The sequence below is a fragment of the Pseudomonas californiensis genome (assembly GCF_021147775.1).
In the GTDB taxonomy this organism is placed as follows: domain Bacteria; phylum Pseudomonadota; class Gammaproteobacteria; order Pseudomonadales; family Pseudomonadaceae; genus Aquipseudomonas; species Aquipseudomonas californiensis.
This window is the reverse complement of sequence record NZ_JAGTPK010000037.1, coordinates 1-17,415: the sequence shown is the minus strand read 5'-3', so window position 1 is coordinate 17,415 and position 17,415 is coordinate 1. Positions and strand designations below refer to the sequence as shown.

Sequence of the window (17,415 nt, the reverse complement as noted above, 5' to 3'; positions counted from 1 at the left end):
AGTCGCCATTGCCCACATTGCCCGCCAAAGGAACGTTCATGGCTTCGCCAGACAAACAGCAGAAACGTGCCAAGCGCGCCAAGATCAAAGCCAAGCAGAATCGCTCCGCCAAAACCTCGACGAGCGCCGTGCACCCGGTCTTCAATTCGGCACTGGTCAACCAGCCGTTCGATGACGTCGAGCTGGATCTGAATACCTTTGATTTCAAAGACATCGTCGAAAACGGTTTCGACCCGGCCGACTACGATGATTTGTTCGAGGCCATGCACCAGGCCGAAGCTATCAGCCAATTGGCGATGTGCCTGGTCTTCCTGCAATTTCCGGTGCTGGCGATGGTCATTTCCGAGGAAGACGAAGAGCAGGCAACCGACTTCATGATGGGCCTGCTGATGGTCTACCGCGCCATTAACCACGACGAAGATGAAGACACCGCAATCGAATGGATCAGCAGCAAAGCCTTCCAGGCCGACTACAACCTCGCATCCGAACTGCTGGTGAAACGAGACAGCAAAGCCGCACGCTGAGGGATGCACAGGTGCTCAAGCCAGCCTGCAGGTTGAAGTGCGAGCCAGCTCTGCGGGAATCAGCTTACTGACAAAAAGGCCGGTACATCCGCTAAAAATGTACCGGCTGCACGTCAGTCTTCGCGTTCAGAACAATGCGTTCTGACACACACGCAAGCCCAGTCAGCCCAGCACTGCCCCGCCCACTCGGCCTGTCTTGCGGCGACGGGAGACGATCAGGCCGGCGCCGATAACCAGCAGGCTGAGCACACCGGTGGCGATGATTTCTACACGGTGGTCTTCCTGGACCAGCATGATCGTCAGCACCGCGACGATGAACACGATCACAGCCCAGGTCAGCCACGGGAACAGCCACATCTTGAAGTCGATGGCTTCGCCCGCTGCAATGCGCTTCTGGCGCATGCGCAATTGAGACACCGCAATCACCAGATACACCAGCAACGCGATAGCACCGGAGCTGGCGAGCAGGAAATCGAACACCGCCGCTGGCGCAATGTAGTTGGCGAATACGGTCAGGAATGCCGCCGCTGTCGACAACAGCACGGCCCAGTATGGCGTACCGCCTTTGCTGGTGCGCTTGGACAACGCAGGTGCATCGCCGCGCTTGCCCAGTGAGAACAGCATGCGCGATGCCGTGTACAGCGCCGAGTTCAAGCAACTGGTCACCGCCACCAGCACCACCAGATCGACGATCAGTTTGGCGTTGGGGATGCCCATCGCATCCAGCACGGTCTGGTACGAACCTACTTCTGCCAGACGCGAATCATTCCACGGCACCAGCGCCACGACGATGAAGATCGAAACCAGATAAAACAGGAAGATCCGCCATATCACCGAATTGGTGGCCTTGGTGATCTGCTTGCCCGGGTTCTTGGATTCCGCCGCCGCAATGGTGACGATTTCTGTGCCCATGAACGAGAACATGGTAGTCAGCATCGCCGCCAGCACTGCGCCCATGCCGTTTGGCAAAAAGCCGCCGGTGTCGAACAAGTGACTGACACCACTGACCTGACTGGTCGGCAGCAGACCGAAGATGGCCGCCACACCCAGCACTACGAAGGCAATGATCGCCACGACCTTGATCAACGCAAACCAGAACTCGAACTCACCGTAGTTCTTCACGCTGAACAGGTTGGTCGCGGTCAACAGCAAGGTAATCACCAGCGTAAACATCCAGATGGCGATGTTGGGGAACCAGGCATGCAGAATCGTCGCAGCGGCGTTGGCCTCCAGCGGGATCACCAATACCCAGAACCACCAGTACAACCAGCCGATGGTAAAACCGGCCCAGTGCCCGATCGCGCGGTCGGCGTACGTCGAGAACGAGCCCGTGTCCGGCGAGGCAACGGCCATTTCGGCCAGCATGCGCATGACCAGCACAACCAGCGTACCGGCGGCGGCGTAGGCCAGCAGCACGGCCGGCCCGGCTTCGGCGATGGCGTGGCCGGAGCCCACGAACAGACCGGCGCCAATAACGCCAGCAATCGACAGCATGGTGATGTGTCGAGGTTTCAGCCCTTGTTCGAGCTCGGAAGAATTAGCGGTACTGCTCATAAAACCACCTATACAAGACGAGCGGAGCACACCCAAGCGTTCGTAAAGAGAAAGCAACGGTGCCGTTCTTTATTTTTGACGCAAGAATTACGCCAAAATATTTCAAAAACGACGTCGCTCCTGAATCACAAGGGCTGTAGCCCTAGTCATAAATAAACGAAATGACGATTTTTTCTTTATCAACGCAGGATTTGTTACCGAACGCCTCAAAACCTCTCTCAAAATACGCACCGAAATAGACCTCTTGCGCACAAATGGTGCACGCCGAGTGCGAAACAGAGGGCGCTGCCCAGCAAAAGCTGCTTCCAACACCCGGTCAAAACTGGCAACATCGCGCCCTTTTCGCGCACGCCAACCTCAAACGGATACTCAAAACAGGCTCACGCTTGTCGTTTGGCGACAGTCGGCTGCTGCGATGCGACACCTTGGCAAACGCTGTCACATTGACCGTTCAACGCTGTTGGTTGTCTTTAAAACGCTGTGCTAGCTTGGCGCTCGCCAGCAGAAAGAGCGCACAACACTATGAGGACCCCACATGGCTGAGGCCACGCCCGCCCTGGAAATCCGCGATCTGCACAAGCGCTACGACCAGCTTGAGGTGCTCAAAGGCATCTCGCTGACCGCGCGCGACGGCGACGTCATCTCGATTTTGGGTTCATCCGGTTCCGGCAAATCCACCTTGTTGCGCTGCATCAACCTGCTGGAGAACCCGCACAAGGGCCAAATCCTGGTGGCAGGTGAAGAACTCAAGCTCAAGACCGCCCGTAACGGTGAACTGATCGCCGCCGACAACCGGCAGATCAATCGTCTGCGCAGCGAGATAGGCTTCGTCTTTCAGAACTTCAACCTGTGGCCGCACATGAGCGTGCTCGATAACATCATCGAAGCCCCACGTCGCGTGCTCGGCCAGAGCAAGGCCGAAGCCACCGAAGTCGCCGAAGCGCTGCTGGCCAAAGTCGGTATCGCCGATAAACGCCATGCGTACCCCGCTCAGCTGTCAGGTGGGCAACAGCAACGCGCCGCCATCGCACGCACGCTGGCGATGCAACCCAAGGTCATTCTCTTCGACGAGCCGACCTCGGCACTCGATCCGGAAATGGTTCAGGAAGTGCTCAACGTCATTCGTAGCCTGGCTGAAGAAGGCCGAACCATGCTGCTGGTGACTCACGAAATGAATTTTGCGCGTCATGTTTCAAGTGAAGTCGTGTTTTTGCATCAAGGATTGGTCGAAGAACAGGGCACACCACAGCAAGTATTCGAAGATCCGCTGTCGGTAAGGTGCAAACAATTCATGTCGAGTCACCGCTAACGGAGCAACATCCATGCAGACGTACAAAAAGATCTTGCTGGTCGCAGCTGCCACCCTGGCTTTCACGACCAGTGCTTTCGCTGAAACCCTGAAAATGGGCATCGAAGCGGCCTACCCTCCGTTCAACAACAAGGACGCCAGCGGCCAGGTGGTGGGCTTCGACGCGGACATCGGCAAGGCCCTGTGCGCCAAACTCAAGGTCGAGTGCGAAATCGTGACCTCCGACTGGGACGGCATCATCCCGGCCCTGAACGCCCAGAAGTTCGACTTCCTGATCTCGTCGATGTCGATCACCGATGAGCGCAAACAGGCTGTCGATTTCACCGACCCGTACTACTCCAACAAGCTGCAGTTCATTGGGCCGAAAACCTCTTCCTTTGATTTCTCGACGATAGACAAGGCCAAAGAGAGCCTGGCTGGCAAAGCTGTTGGCGCGCAGCGCTCGACGCTGGCCGCCACCTGGCTGGAAGACAAGCTCGACATTCTCGACCCCAAGCTCTATGACACCCAGGAAAACGCGTTCCTCGATCTGGTTTCCGGTCGCGTCGACGCCATGCTCGCCGACAAATATGTCAGCTACGAATGGCTGAAAAGTGATGCCGGCAAGAACTTCGAGTTCAAGGGCGAGCCTGTCGAGCAGAACGACAAGATCGGTATCGCTGTGCGCAAGGGTGACCCACTGCGCGAGCGTCTGAACGAAGCGCTGAAAGAGATCATCGCTGACGGTTCGTACAAGAAGATCAACGACAAGTATTTCCCTTTCAGCATCCTCTGATTCACCAGACGGTGCCGCCGCTGCTTTCTGAACCAGCGCGGCGGCCTGTCCTGACAAAGCCTGCCCATGAACATTGATTTACACGGATTCGGCCCGGCCCTCGCGGCTGGCGCGCTGATGACTGTCCAGCTTGCACTCTCGGCCCTTTGCCTTGGGCTGGTGCTCGGGCTGCTCGGCGCCTTGGCAAAAACTTCGCCCTACAAGCCACTGCAATGGCTGGGTGGAACCTATTCCACACTGGTGCGCGGCGTTCCGGAGTTGCTCTGGGTGCTGCTGATCTACTTCGGCACCGTCAACGGCATGCGCGCACTGGGCGAGCTGTTCGGCATACCTGATCTGGCCCTGAGCGCCTTCGCTGCGGGCGTCATCGCGCTGGGCCTGTGCTTTGGCGCATACGCCACCGAAGTGTTTCGCGGCGCGATTCTGGCCATCCCCAAAGGTAACCGTGAAGCAGGCCTTGCGCTCGGCATGTCGCGCCCGCGCATCCTGTTCAAACTGATCCTGCCGCAAATGTGGCGCATCGCCCTGCCCGGCCTCGGCAATCTGTTCATGATCCTGATGAAAGACACCGCACTGGTATCAGTCATCGGCCTGGAAGAAATCATGCGCCACGCGCAGATCGCGGTGGGCTTCACCAAAGAAGCCTTCACCTTTTATATGGTTGCCGCGTTCATGTACCTCGGCCTGACCGTGCTGGCCATGATCGGCATGTACTTTCTGGAAAAACGCGCCGCTCGCGGCTTTGCGAGGAGCGCGACATGAACTGGGAAGTCATCATCAAGTGGATGCCGCGACTGGCACAGGGTGCAACGCTGACGCTGGAACTGGTAGCGATTGCCGTCATCGCGGGCCTGATCATCGCCATCCCGATTGGCATTGCCCGCTCGTCACGGCACTTTCCGGTACGTGCCCTGCCCTACGCCTACATCTTTGTCTTCCGTGGCACGCCGCTGCTGGTCCAGCTGTTCCTGGTCTATTACGGCCTGGCGCAGTTTGATGCAGTGCGTGAGGGGCCGCTGTGGCCATACCTGCGCGACCCGTTCTGGTGTGCCGTCATCACCATGACCCTGCACACTGCTGCGTACATCGCAGAGATCCTGCGCGGCGCGATTCAGGCCGTGCCAGCGGGCGAAGTCGAAGCGGCGCGGGCGCTGGGCATGTCGAAATGGAAGGCGCTGTTCTACATCGTGCTACCGCGTGCCGCACGCATCGGCCTGCCCGCCTACAGCAATGAAGTGATCCTGATGCTCAAGGCCAGCGCGCTGGCGAGCACCGTGACCCTGCTGGAACTGACCGGCATGGCCCGCACCATCATCGCCCGCACCTATCTGCCGGTGGAGATATTCTTTGCCGCAGGCATGTTCTACCTCGTCATGGCGTTTGTACTGGTGCAGGGCTTCCGTTTGCTGGAAAAGCTCTTGCGCGTAGACGCCAGTCAAGGTCGCTGATATGAAGGGGGCTGGCCTTTTTCCTGCCAGCACTCCATCACGCGAAGTCTTCGACCATGGCCTCTGACACTTGCTTGCGGGACGAACACCTTCGTAGCCACTTTCGTGCGCTGGACAGCTTTCTGTTCGCGCATCAGGCATTGTGGCGCCCCAAACCCTTTACCCACCTGCGCCTGCCGTGGGAAGACACCTATCCCGAACTGGCTGACTGGCTGCGCCAGCAATCGCTGGAACAGGCGGAAGCAGCAGACCTTGGCACGCAACCGTCCGATGCGCCCTTTCCGTTCGCGCCGTTATTGGTTGAAGCCAATGAGCTGAGCCATGTTGCAGAACTGCCCAGCTACCCGCTGGAACCGGTCGAAGCGCGCATGAGTGTCGACGTACCGGGCCGCAAATGGCAGCAGATCGAAGCCTTCGCCCGCCACCTCGACACCCGTGATGTCGCCACCCACTGGCTCGACTGGTGCGCAGGCAAAGGGCATCTGGGACGTCGCCTGACCCGTCCTGGCCAACAGCTCACCTGCATGGAGCGTGATCCGGCGTTGATCGAAGCAGGCATTGCACTCAGTACCCGCCAAGGCATCCCGGCCCGGCACCTTCAGCAAGACGTCATGGCCGACGATACTTGGCGCACACTTCAGCCGGAACACAGCCCCGTCGCGCTGCACGCTTGTGGCGACTTGCATGTACAACTCATTGAATTGGCCAGCCACACCGGCTGCCAGCACATGGCAATAGCACCGTGCTGCTACAACCGCACCGAGCATGACCACTATCAGCCTCTTTCCGCCGAAGGCAAGGCGTCCGGCCTGAAGCTCTCGCGCGACGAACTCGGCCTGCCCCTGAGCGAAACTGTAACCGCTGGCGCGCGGGTGCGTCGCCAGCGCGACACTTCCATGGCGCGACGGCTGGGTTTCGATCTGCTGCAACGTACCTTGCGCGGCATCGATGATTACCTGCCCACGCCATCGCTGCCGGTTTCATGGCTGGATGCGAGCTACGAAGACTATTGCCGCCATCTGGCACAACTGAAAAAACTGCCTGCGCCGGACCGACAGGACTGGGCGAAACTGGAAGCGGCAGGCTGGCAGCGCCTGGCTCAGGTGCGCAACCTGGAACGGGTCCGCAATCTGTTCCGACGGCCGCTGGAAATGTGGCTGGTACTGGACCGGGCCATGTACGTGCAAGAGCACGGTTACAGCGTCAGCGTCGGAACCTTCTGTGACTGCCAGCTCACCCCGCGCAATCTACTGATACTGGCCCACAAGTCGTGATCCAAAACAACAGAATATCCTGTGGATAAGTCTGTTGATGAAAATTCCGATTGGTGCGTTAAAGCTTGGTGCGCCAGTAACTGAAGCCCCTGATTTTTTCTGCTATCGCGTATGAAGGGCCGCAAAAACAGTGCTTTGCGGCCGTATCACGCCCTTTGCATCCTTTCGGATGCATTCGCCCGTTGCTATAGCGCAATTGTGCATAACGATTTTGGCGAGGGCTCTGGCACAAGGCTGAAACGCCATCGGATCACACCTGCATGGCCGTGCGCACACGACCGGACCCGCTCAGGGTTTCAGTCCTCTTCGATGCATTCCAGAGAGCGTTCGACCATCACTTTGGCCATCTCGACCAGGTGCATGGACGCGAAAGCGAGGTCGCGACGCGAACCGGTAAGTTCATCGCCAAGTTCGTAGGCCGTGACGGATGCGCACCGCAGAAAATCCAGTGCGTGCAGTAGCGTTGCTTCGAGGCTGACGTAGTCGGTACTGCCGTCCTTGATGCTTTCTGCTGATCGGCCAACGGGCAGGTAACACGCCATGGCACGCTTGACCACGGCCTGGTCGAAGATCGGCTTGGACGACAGATTTACAGGCGGATCGGGGTTGACTTTGACCATGGTTTAGCTCTCCTCAATGAAACTGCCACTGAGTCGCGACTAAATGATAGAGGTGGCAGCTGTACGAAGGTTAGTCGACCGGGAGCTAAGACCGGCGCACCCGAGGGTGCCCTACGCACAGCCGCCATAAGCGGCGCGATGCGCCTTAACTCATATCCGGGCGACTAAACCCGATCGCTGATGAGCAGCGACGGCGGCAGAGTAGAAGCATGGAACGAGGGGCGCAAGCGGGCGGGGATTCTCTCGGAAATGTCTTTCAAAAGAAAGAGAAAAGCCCTTCAAAACAGGGCCTTAAACGTTGCAAATCGTCACAGATCAGAACATCGCAGCCACTTCCAGCCTGGGGCCGTCGGGACGACAAGCCATTACCGAGCGATCAGAACTGATCTTCCTTGAGCCTGGAAAACGGCACGTTGCGGCTCTGCAGTTTGCGCAGCGTCAATTTGTACACACTGGACTTGATCTGACTGCCCATTGGCGTCTCTTCCATCAGGATCCGCCCCGACGCAAACGCACAACCGGTGTCGAGCATCTTGTACTTGAGCAAATACAAGCCAGCGTCCATCTTGGCAAACGTGAACGCCGAACCCGCCGGAATGAACGCATGACGAAACGCCTTGCGCCCGACCGCGTCCGTCACCTTGGCGTAAACCGCTGAGCCGCCAGCAGTGTTGTCGATGGTGATCTGCGACCAGCCGTTATCCCTGAGCACCGGCATGTCGCTGACGTAACCCGCCTTCTTCGGCCATGGCGCCCCCATCGGGTCAAGGTCCGGCACCTGACACTCTGGCTCAGCCGGGTCGACCAACTTCACGGGAGTAGACGTTTCCTCGACGGGTTCCGGTAGAGGCGCAGGCTTGACCCACGTCTGCGCAACCGGCGGCGGTTCGCTCGGCACAAACGACTTGCCCGCGCCGGGGTCGTAACCCATCCATGCACCTGCCGCGCAAAAAATCACGAACAGCGACGCCCAGCGCAGCAGGCTTTTAGGCTTGCCACCGGGAGACCTGGGTACTGAGGATTTCGCCGACGACCCTGACTGAGCAGGACGCCGCGGCCCAGCAGAGGCCGTCTGAGCAGAACCAGCGGCTGCCGTGTCCGCCATCGACGCCGACGCCGACGCATAAACATGGACCGCACGCCCCCGCACTGCCTGCACCTGTCGACGGCGCGCAGCCTCCTCACGAGCCTTTTGCTCTTCGGCAACCAGCTGCGCGTCATAGGCCGCGCGCTTCGCGGTATCAGCCAACACATCGTGAGACGCGTTGACGATGCCCATCATGTCCGAGGCGTAAGGGTCGGAATTCCTGTCCGGGTGCAGCTTCTGCGCCAGCTTGCGATAAGCCCTCTTGATCTGATCAGGAGAGGCATCGCGAGCGACATTCAGCAGCTCGTAATGCGTAGGCGTTCTTTGCATTGCACTTGCTGTCCATGGCCGACTGCCATTTTGATACAGCTGTATCGGCCAAAACCGCCTGAACTCCAATCGCAATGCTACAGAGTGGATACAAACGCCAAAGAAAATGCCCGGATCGCGAGATCCGGGCATGTTTTTGCAGCATCGATTCAGTCAACGCATTGCCTGAGCAACCTTGACCGTACTCGACTCGGTGATGACTCCATCAACGTTCAGACGCACATTCATGCGATTCAAACGTTCATGCACAGCCTTGTATCACCAGACGCACTACCCGAAGGGCAAGGCGCGATCACGAATTTCTACAACCGCTTCTCAGTGAATGGCCGGCCTTCGGTGCACTGCACATCCGAAGCCCCGCTACGATCCTTCGTATCACTCATTGGATAATCCATTATCCGAACCTGAAAAGTGAACGCCCCGCGCCGCTGTCTCAGTGGCTTGGGCCGTTGAGAACAAGCCTATGCAAACCCGTCCGGTCACGCAAACAGCCAAAACCGCCCTGCCTCATCACCATCCCGACAACCACCCAAAAAGCCACCAGCGCCTAACTCGTTGATCTCAATCACCCACTCAAAAAAACCCGGCACCCAAACGCCGAAAACCACCTGCATCATCGAGCAAATCAACACCCACAAAACCCATTCTTACCCCCATCAAACAGCCCGATCCGCACAAACCAAAGGAAACGTCCTGCACCGCCAATCACCCGCTTCCGAGAAAGCCCTCTCCCGTCCAACCATCGGTCAAATTTTTTCAACTGAATCAGACAGCTAGGCTTTACAAGGTCAACAGAATCTATATACTCGCAGCCCAACACGCCGGTATAGCTCAGTTGGTAGAGCAACTGACTTGTAATCAGTAGGTCCCGGGTTCGACTCCTGGTGCCGGCACCACATTAGGCTCCATTGCATTCCACAGAATGCTCTGGAAGCTCCAAAAACCCGCCCTTTGGCGGGTTTTTTCGTTCCAGGACCCTCTGTCGGGATCCAACAAAATCCCCCTTCCCCGAGGGTATGTTAGGGGTACTGCGATTTCCCGGTCAGGAGCGCGTACCCCTATGCCACGTCTTGCGATCCCCCTCAGCGACCTGCAATGCCGCACCGCCAAAACTCGCGAACGCGCCTACAAACTGTTCGACGGCGGCGGCATGTACCTTTTCGTCAAACCCAATGGCGTGAAGACCTGGCGCTTGAAGTACACCAAGCCCAGCGGCAAGGAAGGGACGCTCATCATCGGCAATTACCCCATCGTTACCCTTTCCGTCGCGCGACGTAAGCGAGACGAAGCCAAGGCGTTGCTGCTCGACAACCTCGACCCAATGGAAGAAAAGAAGAAGGCCAAGATCGTAGCCCAGCGGGCGGCACTGCTTTTCGAAACCGTTGCTCTGGAGTGGCACGCCGACATGTCCCGTCGCTGGACCGAAGGACACGCAAAAACCGTGATGAGCCGACTGCGTACCCACGTCTTCCCGCTGATCGGCCAACGACCCATCGCTGAACTCGATACCCATGACCTGCTAGAGATCACCCAGCGCATCAAGGAACGCGGCACCATGGATGTGGCGTTAAGGGTACAGAACTACTTATCCACCATCATGCGCGGGGCCAAAAGGGCTCGGCAGATCACCATGAATCCTGCACTGGATCTGGCAGGCTCGATTCACGCGCCGCGCACAGTCCATCGCCCCGCCCTATCCCTCAACCGCCTACCCGAACTGCTACAACGCATCGACAACTACAACGGCCGCGAGCTGACACGCCTTGCCGTCCTACTCACGCTGCATGTATTCGTCCGCTCCAGCGAACTGCGCTTCGCGCGATGGAGTGAGTTCGACCTCCAACGCGCCATGTGGGAAATCCCCGATACACGCGCACCGATTGAAGGGGTACGCAACTCCACGCGCGGGACTAAGATGAACGGCGACATTCAAATGGTTCCGCTATCGCCGCAGGTCATCGAAATACTGGAGCGCCTGCGCAGCCTCAGTCGCTTTTCAGAGTTGGTCCTACCGGGCGACCACAAGTACTGGAAGCCCATGTCCGAGAACACGGTGAACACCATGCTCCGCAACGTCGGCTATGACACCAGCAAGGACGTGTGCGGCCACGGCTTCAGGACCATGGCCTGTAGCGCCCTGCTGGAGTCCGGGCTATGGACCGACGCAGCCATCGAAAGACAAATGAGCCACAAGGAACGCAACCGTGTGCGCGCCGCGTATATCCACAAAGCTGAATTTCTGGAGCAGCGCCGGCTGATCATGGCGTGGTGGAGCAACTACATTGATGCCAATCGCAGCGGCCATGTAACGCCTCACGAATTCGCTCACCCAGTCGGCAACAACATCACCGCCCTACAAAATAGCCGTGGCGCATCCAAACGTGGGTAAGCCAATGAGATCACCGCAGTCAGCCCTTCCACGCGGGTCCATCCAAGCGGGGCTGCAAAGCCGCCCTGCTTGGATGGACCTCACTTAAAAAATCTAAAGCCCACGCAATTGTCTGTGGAAAACCACAGATTTCCACCGGTGGATAATTTCATCCACAGCCGCAGAATTCCCGAAAATTCGAGCCTTGACCCAAATTATCCACAAGCGTAGAAAAGATCGGGCAAGTGCTGTCGTTGACAGCAACCCAGGTAGCCAGAACCTTTAAGGCTACGCCACACCGTGGTGGTTCTCCCAAAGTGCGATTAGCGTCCGGCGGCTCGCACGGTCACTCGCCGAGTGATGGATGCCTACTCCAGATCATTGCCATTGCGGCAAATACATCCCCCTACCCAGCTGCCCTGCAGCAACCTTTCCGCTTGGCCATTCCACTGCGCCAACCTGCGCCCGTCTCTTTCTTCTGGAAAGAGACGGGCGCTCCTAACGCTGCTGCAGCCCAACTCGTACAAAGCATTGCGGCATTTCCCCTCGTGACAATCGGCGTGACAAACACCGAAGTCACCAGCAACAGCGACGCAAATGATGGTGCCGCAGCCCAGGCAATGGACTGCACCTGACTGACAGTCAGGCATGCCCCGGTCATCGCATCACTGCTTTTACCTGACTCAGGATCTCGCGGCGTTGGATTCGTCAGCCGATGCAGCCACCACCCGCCCACTTCCTCGGAAGTGCTCAGGAGGCCAGATCATGAGATGCCCAAGCTCCCGGTCGTCAAGAGCCGCCAGTCCCGCGTTAGTGGACAACCCTCACAAGTCGCAGGGGCCTTGATCCCTGATAACACTCAACATTCGTGGCGGGATGACGTGGGGCGAGGATCGGAGAACGGGAGATGAGGTGATTGAGATGGCATTGGTGGGTAGACGCGATGGCCGCAATTTCGGCTACGGCAGGCAATTGAGCTACGCAGGACCGCAGGCATTGAAAGACATGTTCGGCGGTGGCCACTACGGCACGGTCAAGGCGCATTCTGATCGGTGGCAGGCATTTGTGAAGTGGTGCCGATCCGAACAGGGGCCCGGTATCAATGATGCGCGACAGGTTGATCGGAAGGTGTTGGCCAACTATGCGGCGTATCTCCATGACCTGGTTGGGCGCGGTGACCTCGCCATCAGCACCGCGCAAAATCGGCTATCCAGCGTTAACAGGACCATGGCGGCGCTTCGCGGTGATCAGTGCGTGAAACTGCCAAGCCCGAGCAAGGCGTTGGATATGCAGCGCACCGGGGTTCGACACTCGGTGCCGCAGGGCCAGGACCACGAACAGGTTAAGCAGATCGTCGATGCGCTTTGCAGCCATCATCAGCTAAGGGCCGCCGCTATCGTTCTATTGGCGCGAGCCACCGGCATGCGCTTGCGTGAGGCCATCTTGGCGGATCTGCCACGATTAAATCGGGAGGCTAGAGAATTCGGCAAGATCAACATCCAAGACGGCACTAAGGGCGGCCGCGCCGGTGCATCCGCTCCCCGCTGGATTATGGTGGATGAGAAAGTTCGAATAACGCTGGGATTTGCGGAGCAGGTATCGCCTGCGGGTAGCCACAACCTGATTGCGCCAAGCGAAAGTTACTTGAGTGTTCTGCAGAAAGTCGTCCGCCCGACACAGGACGTCCTACACGCACAAAACCTCAAAGGCTTCCATGAGCTACGAGCGGCCTATGCATGTGAGCGCTATGAGCAAATCACCCAACACCGCGCGCCTATTAACGGTGGCCAATGCTGCCAGTTAGATCAGCGTCTTGATCATGAAGCCCGACGGCAAATCAGCTATGACCTGGGGCACGGTCGGATTGACGTGGTCGCTGCCTACATTGGGGGGCGGGCATGAGCAAGCCATTCGATATGGAACTGTTCTTGGCTGGAGTGCTGACCGGATCGCACGCGACGCGGCAACGTCACTTACGGCAGGCACAAACCATACAGAATAAAATTGCACTGCGCTGGTAGCGAGCGACACCCTGGGCTTGGCAGCGAAAGCATTTGACTTGGTTCATAGAGCATTGTCTCGCCAACCATGACGAGACGACACGATACTACTATCTGCTTACTATCCGACTGCTCGCTCGGCGCCTAGAAACGTCATGGGCTTTCAATCTCAAACTGGGATGTGATTCAGATAGTCACGACCGACAGCAACCGGCTCAAAGCAGACGTCAACATGAGTAGGAAATGCCTGCTCTGCGTCAAAGTGAATAAATCCTCTCGTGCACGCCACTCTTCTTGACTTTCGACGATTCGAACGCATAGTCATGTTCATCAAAATTACACTCCGAAATAAAATGAGTGTATTTCAAACTCTTCACGCGAGCCATGGTCTTGCTTTTACGCAACTCCGTTGTTTTATTCTGAACATTCATTTCAGGTTTGAAGTAATTGATCAAACCGGCCTCGGCGGCGAGCACAAGATTTTCTTCCCCTAAGGTCATATAGTCGTTAGGTTGTTTGATGACCATGCCGTCGCGAGACGCCATCGCCTCGAACTGTGGCGTGAAGAAGTACAGATAGATTTCCGCATTGTCCTCGCATTCTGCTTGGGCTTGCTGCACACGCTTGTGCCCGTCCATTCGATCAGACAACTCCATGGCCTTGCCGATGTACATAACTTCGTACTTTTCCGGAAGGTCATCGGTAACACGCAGCAGTTGATGAGCAAAGATGATATGCCTATTTTCATCCTTGGGCATCGGGTCCACAGGTGTCAGAAAATGGTAGGCGATTGCCCGATCCGCACGCTCCTTCTCCCCGCTTCCCGGCATGACGGCTGCAACCATGGGCTCTCGCTTCAACAGGCGCTCATACTCATCTGCGGACTCGACATATTGAATCTTTGATTGCAGATGGGCCGGTGTCGGAAAGAATTCTTTATTGATAGCCGGCGCGCCGTGCATCAGTTGAGCAATGTCGACCTTGTGAGGACGCGACAGCATGCCCTGTGAGGCATACTTAAACACGATCTGGCACTTTTTGCTCAGCGAGGCACTGGAGAATCGCACTTTACGTCGTTTTACGAGAAAATAGATTCGCCCGCTTCTGAATCTATCCACCGCTTCTAGAGGCACTTCGAATTCGCGATACAATTTATCAGGCGTAATAAAAAATGCGTCTACCAAATGAGACTTAAGAATTTTGAACGGTGGCTTTATCATAACTAATCCTTAGGCGATATAATCCCACGACACCGGGCCAACTATATCGATTCACCTAACACTCTATAGATATTTAATGACAACCTGCGGCCAATTACCAATGGCAATTATCGAGCCAAAGCTGCTACACCCGAGCGCTACGCTGCCAACCGACCCTTAGCTGCTCTTTACAGAGAGCAGATAGGGATCGGAAACAGGCTCCAACTCTTGCGCTAACAGTTTCTCCAGCGGTCAGTCTATTCGAATAAAGCGGAGAACTTTTTGACGCAAGCGCAGCAGGATAACGAACCAACTGATTGCCAAATCTAGAACGCGACCAACTCGGCAATCTTTTCAGCTATCACCGACATCGAATCTTCAGCGGTGTCCAGGCCGCTTCGGGAAGCGAGTAACGGGCTGACATTGCGAAGTGCGTCGTATGTAGTGTTATGCACGATGGGAACTAGTTGGTTACTCGCCAAGAGCGTGGAAAGCTCTTTGTCGGCAACGCTTTCTTTGGGGAGGCGAGCCAACAGCGCGGGAGTCACCAGCACGAGTCCAATTCGCGAATTTGCTAAGCCTTTGTCGATGGCGCGCATCATCGGAACACCGAGCCCAAGATCCTTCTCGCTAAACCAAACCTTGACACCAGCAGCTACTAGAAGCGCGTGCAGCTCTTTGGCCGCCCCTTGCCGATCGTCCCACGCGTGGCACAGAAATACGTCACGCAGGTCAGGTTGCGCCGCTGCTCGCGTCTCAACGGTCTGGCGAATTGGTTGAAGTGATTGCACTTGATCCAATGTATATGACACGGACGAACCAGCTTTGGACCAGCGTGGCCTTGAACCACCGCCCGATCTACCAGCCCCACCATTATTGCTATAGCTGCTATAGCTACTCCCGCTGCTACCAAATGATGGGGTGTAGGAGCGAGAGCTGCTGCGGTAGCGGCACGCAGGGCAGGCTGCCGCCGCCGCCGCTGAGCTATGTCCGCGTATCGGTGCTGTACATCTAGACATTTCTTAACCCTTTCATATACGGAGCGAGTGGCCTTCAGGACACAAAAATGTGTCCTGGGCTCTTTTTAAGCGAATATCAACTGGTCGCTTTTGGGCGAATGACGATACGGAACGGTTGCCCGTTAGCACGTCGAATCACCTTCCCCGACTTGGTGGTGATGGTCATCCGGTAGATAACCTCGCCTTCCCCATCGGGTTTTTCGAACATCTCAAGCTGGGACATGGAATGCCTCCTTCGAGATGGCTCAAACACAGAACTCGCTCCCTTGCGAAAGGACCCCATAGGGGCTACCATCCACAAGCTTTTTCCACAAAGCGCGAGAGACATCTGGAGCCAATTCAGACGTCTTTTTCCGAAGGCCGGTCAAGTTCGTACCTTGACCGGCTTTTGTGTTTCTGGCGTTCTGACATTTCACCCGAGCCACCATTTTGAAGCTCATAATGTGCTACAGATAGACACAACAGGAAACCACAACAGTAATGTATCATCGGCATTTTGATTACGTCAAGTGCTCTCATATGCTATCGTGGGATCTCAGATGCGCCCGGCCAGACGTTGGGGGCATTCCGCAAGGCAGGTAAGAAGGCAAGACCGTAAGAAGGCAAGACGGAGAGCAAATGATTGATTTGAGCGAATATAGCCAGGCGCAACGGGAGCGTCTGGTGTACATAGATTTCCGACTGTATTTCACGGGGACCGCTTCACGCACTGACCTCATGGATAGATTCGGGGTGGGCGCGGCTGCTGCCACTCGTGATTTCGCGCAGTATCGAGAGATTGCTCCTCAGAACACTGAGCTCGACAGTGTGACCAAGCATTACGTGATGCGCGAGACGTTCTCGCCTCTAGTCGCGCATTCGCCTGAGCGCGTGCTCACAGCTCTCTCCCATGGGTACGGATACAGTCTGGATGGAGACAAGCCATTCATCCTAAATGAATCGGTTTCGCTGCTCAGCAAGCCGAAAGTAGAAGTTTTGGCGCCAATCTCGCGCGCAATCAGCCTCAACCAAGTGGTGAAAATCAGCTACACCTCGGGCTCGGGAAAATCTGAACGGGAAATTGTGCCGTTCGCTATCAGTTGCGACGGTTTGCGCTGGCACGTCCGCGCGTACGATCGTAAGCGCGGAGAGTTTGTGGACTTTGTTCTAGCTCGAATCGGATCTGCTCAAATTCAACTGGGAGAAAAGCCACTCGCCAGAGAGAACCAGAAGAACGATGACCAGTGGAATCGAATGCTCGACCTCCCTCTTGTCCCTCATCCTGATAAGGATTGTGCACAGATCATGATGTGCGACTACGACATGCCTGACGGTGTCCTAAGGCTTCGAGTTCGTGCGGCAATGGCTGGGTACGTCTTGCAGCAGTACCACGTGGACTGCTCGCCTGACCACAGCATCAACGACAAGGCCTACCGCCTATGGCTTAGCGATCCCTTGGCTCTGTACGGGGTGGGGAGCTCAATGTTTGCGCCCGGATACAGAAGTCCAAATTTTGACGAGACGGAAAGCGATAAAGTTGAAGGCAGCTAAACGAGCTGCGTTATACGTAAAATCGCGTCCAGGTATTTTCACTTTGCGAGGCAGAGTTTTCTTCGGGCTCACTATCATCTTTGCGATCATTTGGTGGTTTGGCTCTGATGCAGAACCTACTACGTTCATAGTGGAAGACAATCGGACCAGTGCCTGAGGATAGTTTTAGAGATAGAAGCGCATAAACCTAACAATAAATAGATTATAAATCATATAGATATAAAGTCTTTCGACTCCTGGTGCCGCACCATACAAGGTTCCAGAGAAGGCTTTCACAATGTAAGCGTCCGGGCATCACGCCTTGCGTGATTAAATCGGTCGCCACTTATGCGGCAGCAACTGGTCGATTTCACTCGCCCGCTGAGTCGGCAGCCGCGT

At 56.6% G+C, this 17,415-nt stretch carries 14 protein-coding genes, 1 tRNA gene and 2 pseudogenes; 11 read left to right on the top strand and 6 right to left on the bottom strand.

Features of this window, described 5'->3' with window-relative positions:
* The first annotated feature begins 38 nt into the window (after positions 1 to 38).
* Positions 39 to 524, top strand: a complete 486-nt coding sequence (locus tag KDX37_RS24410; RefSeq protein ID WP_231655614.1) for a hypothetical protein — start codon at positions 39 to 41, stop codon at positions 522 to 524.
* A 162-nt stretch (positions 525 to 686) separates the two neighbouring features.
* Here KDX37_RS24410 and gabP read toward each other — a convergent pair whose 3' ends face one another.
* On the bottom strand, positions 687 to 2,078 hold the full coding sequence (gene gabP, locus KDX37_RS24405) for a GABA permease (RefSeq protein ID WP_231655612.1): 1,392 nt from the start codon (positions 2,076 to 2,078) through the stop codon (positions 687 to 689).
* A gap of 535 nt (positions 2,079 to 2,613) precedes the next feature.
* On the opposite strand from gabP, the gene KDX37_RS24400 reads away from it, so the two are divergent.
* The 5 genes and pseudogenes from KDX37_RS24400 to KDX37_RS24380 all read left to right on the top strand — a co-directional run bounded on the left by KDX37_RS24400 (position 2,614) and on the right by KDX37_RS24380 (position 6,884).
* Positions 2,614 to 3,387, top strand: a complete 774-nt coding sequence (locus KDX37_RS24400; RefSeq protein ID WP_231655611.1) for an ABC transporter ATP-binding protein — start codon at positions 2,614 to 2,616, stop codon at positions 3,385 to 3,387.
* A 13-nt stretch (positions 3,388 to 3,400) separates the two neighbouring features.
* Complete coding sequence (locus KDX37_RS24395) at positions 3,401 to 4,162, top strand: ABC transporter substrate-binding protein (protein ID WP_231655609.1); 762 nt, start codon at positions 3,401 to 3,403, stop codon at positions 4,160 to 4,162.
* A 66-nt stretch (positions 4,163 to 4,228) separates the two neighbouring features.
* Positions 4,229 to 4,924, top strand: a complete 696-nt coding sequence (locus KDX37_RS24390) for an ABC transporter permease (protein WP_231655607.1) — start codon at positions 4,229 to 4,231, stop codon at positions 4,922 to 4,924.
* The gene (locus KDX37_RS24385) at positions 4,921 to 5,610 is read left to right on the top strand and encodes an ABC transporter permease (protein ID WP_231655606.1); all 690 of its coding nucleotides are present in this window, start codon (positions 4,921 to 4,923) and stop codon (positions 5,608 to 5,610) included. The genes KDX37_RS24390 and KDX37_RS24385 overlap by 4 nt, the downstream gene beginning before the upstream one ends.
* 1 nt (position 5,611) lies before the next feature.
* Positions 5,612 to 6,884: pseudogene (locus KDX37_RS24380) on the top strand (methyltransferase).
* Between the two features lie 296 nt (positions 6,885 to 7,180).
* Here the strand turns inward: KDX37_RS24380 and KDX37_RS24375 are convergent.
* Positions 7,181 to 7,504 (bottom strand): DUF6124 family protein, encoded by a 324-nt coding sequence (locus KDX37_RS24375; RefSeq protein ID WP_231655605.1) that lies wholly within the window; start codon positions 7,502 to 7,504, stop codon positions 7,181 to 7,183.
* Between the two features lie 376 nt (positions 7,505 to 7,880).
* A complete protein-coding gene (locus tag KDX37_RS24370) occupies positions 7,881 to 8,921 on the bottom strand; it encodes a J domain-containing protein (RefSeq protein ID WP_231655603.1) in 1,041 nt (346 codons plus the stop codon).
* 820 nt (positions 8,922 to 9,741) lie between these two features.
* Between KDX37_RS24370 and KDX37_RS24365 the strand changes: the two genes are divergently transcribed.
* From KDX37_RS24365 to KDX37_RS24350, 4 genes and pseudogenes are all read left to right on the top strand, one after another.
* Positions 9,742 to 9,817 (top strand) — tRNA-Thr (locus KDX37_RS24365).
* Between the two features lie 164 nt (positions 9,818 to 9,981).
* The gene (locus KDX37_RS24360) at positions 9,982 to 11,310 is read left to right on the top strand and encodes a tyrosine-type recombinase/integrase (RefSeq protein ID WP_231655602.1); all 1,329 of its coding nucleotides are present in this window, start codon (positions 9,982 to 9,984) and stop codon (positions 11,308 to 11,310) included.
* Between the two features lie 900 nt (positions 11,311 to 12,210).
* Positions 12,211 to 13,191: an integrase domain-containing protein gene (locus tag KDX37_RS24355; protein ID WP_231655600.1), complete on the top strand. Its 981-nt coding sequence runs from the start codon at positions 12,211 to 12,213 to the stop codon at positions 13,189 to 13,191.
* Positions 13,188 to 13,457, top strand: a pseudogene (locus tag KDX37_RS24350) (hypothetical protein); the annotation flags it as partial. The gene KDX37_RS24355 and the pseudogene KDX37_RS24350, both read left to right, overlap by 4 nt.
* An 89-nt stretch (positions 13,458 to 13,546) precedes the next feature.
* On the opposite strand, the gene KDX37_RS24345 reads toward KDX37_RS24350, so the two are convergent.
* The 3 genes from KDX37_RS24345 to KDX37_RS24335 all read right to left on the bottom strand — a co-directional run bounded on the left by KDX37_RS24345 (position 13,547) and on the right by KDX37_RS24335 (position 15,730).
* Positions 13,547 to 14,509: a GIY-YIG nuclease family protein gene (locus KDX37_RS24345; protein WP_231655598.1), complete on the bottom strand. Its 963-nt coding sequence runs from the start codon at positions 14,507 to 14,509 to the stop codon at positions 13,547 to 13,549.
* 305 nt (positions 14,510 to 14,814) lie between these two features.
* Complete coding sequence (locus KDX37_RS24340) at positions 14,815 to 15,300, bottom strand: toll/interleukin-1 receptor domain-containing protein (protein ID WP_231655597.1); 486 nt, start codon at positions 15,298 to 15,300, stop codon at positions 14,815 to 14,817.
* 283 nt (positions 15,301 to 15,583) lie between these two features.
* On the bottom strand, positions 15,584 to 15,730 hold the full coding sequence (locus KDX37_RS24335) for a hypothetical protein (RefSeq protein WP_177323902.1): 147 nt from the start codon (positions 15,728 to 15,730) through the stop codon (positions 15,584 to 15,586).
* Positions 15,731 to 16,125: 395 nt separating this feature from the next.
* Here KDX37_RS24335 and KDX37_RS24330 point away from each other — a divergent pair, with 395 nt between their 5' ends.
* Positions 16,126 to 17,037: a helix-turn-helix transcriptional regulator gene (locus KDX37_RS24330; RefSeq protein WP_231655596.1), complete on the top strand. Its 912-nt coding sequence runs from the start codon at positions 16,126 to 16,128 to the stop codon at positions 17,035 to 17,037.
* Positions 17,038 to 17,415: the final 378 nt, after the last annotated feature.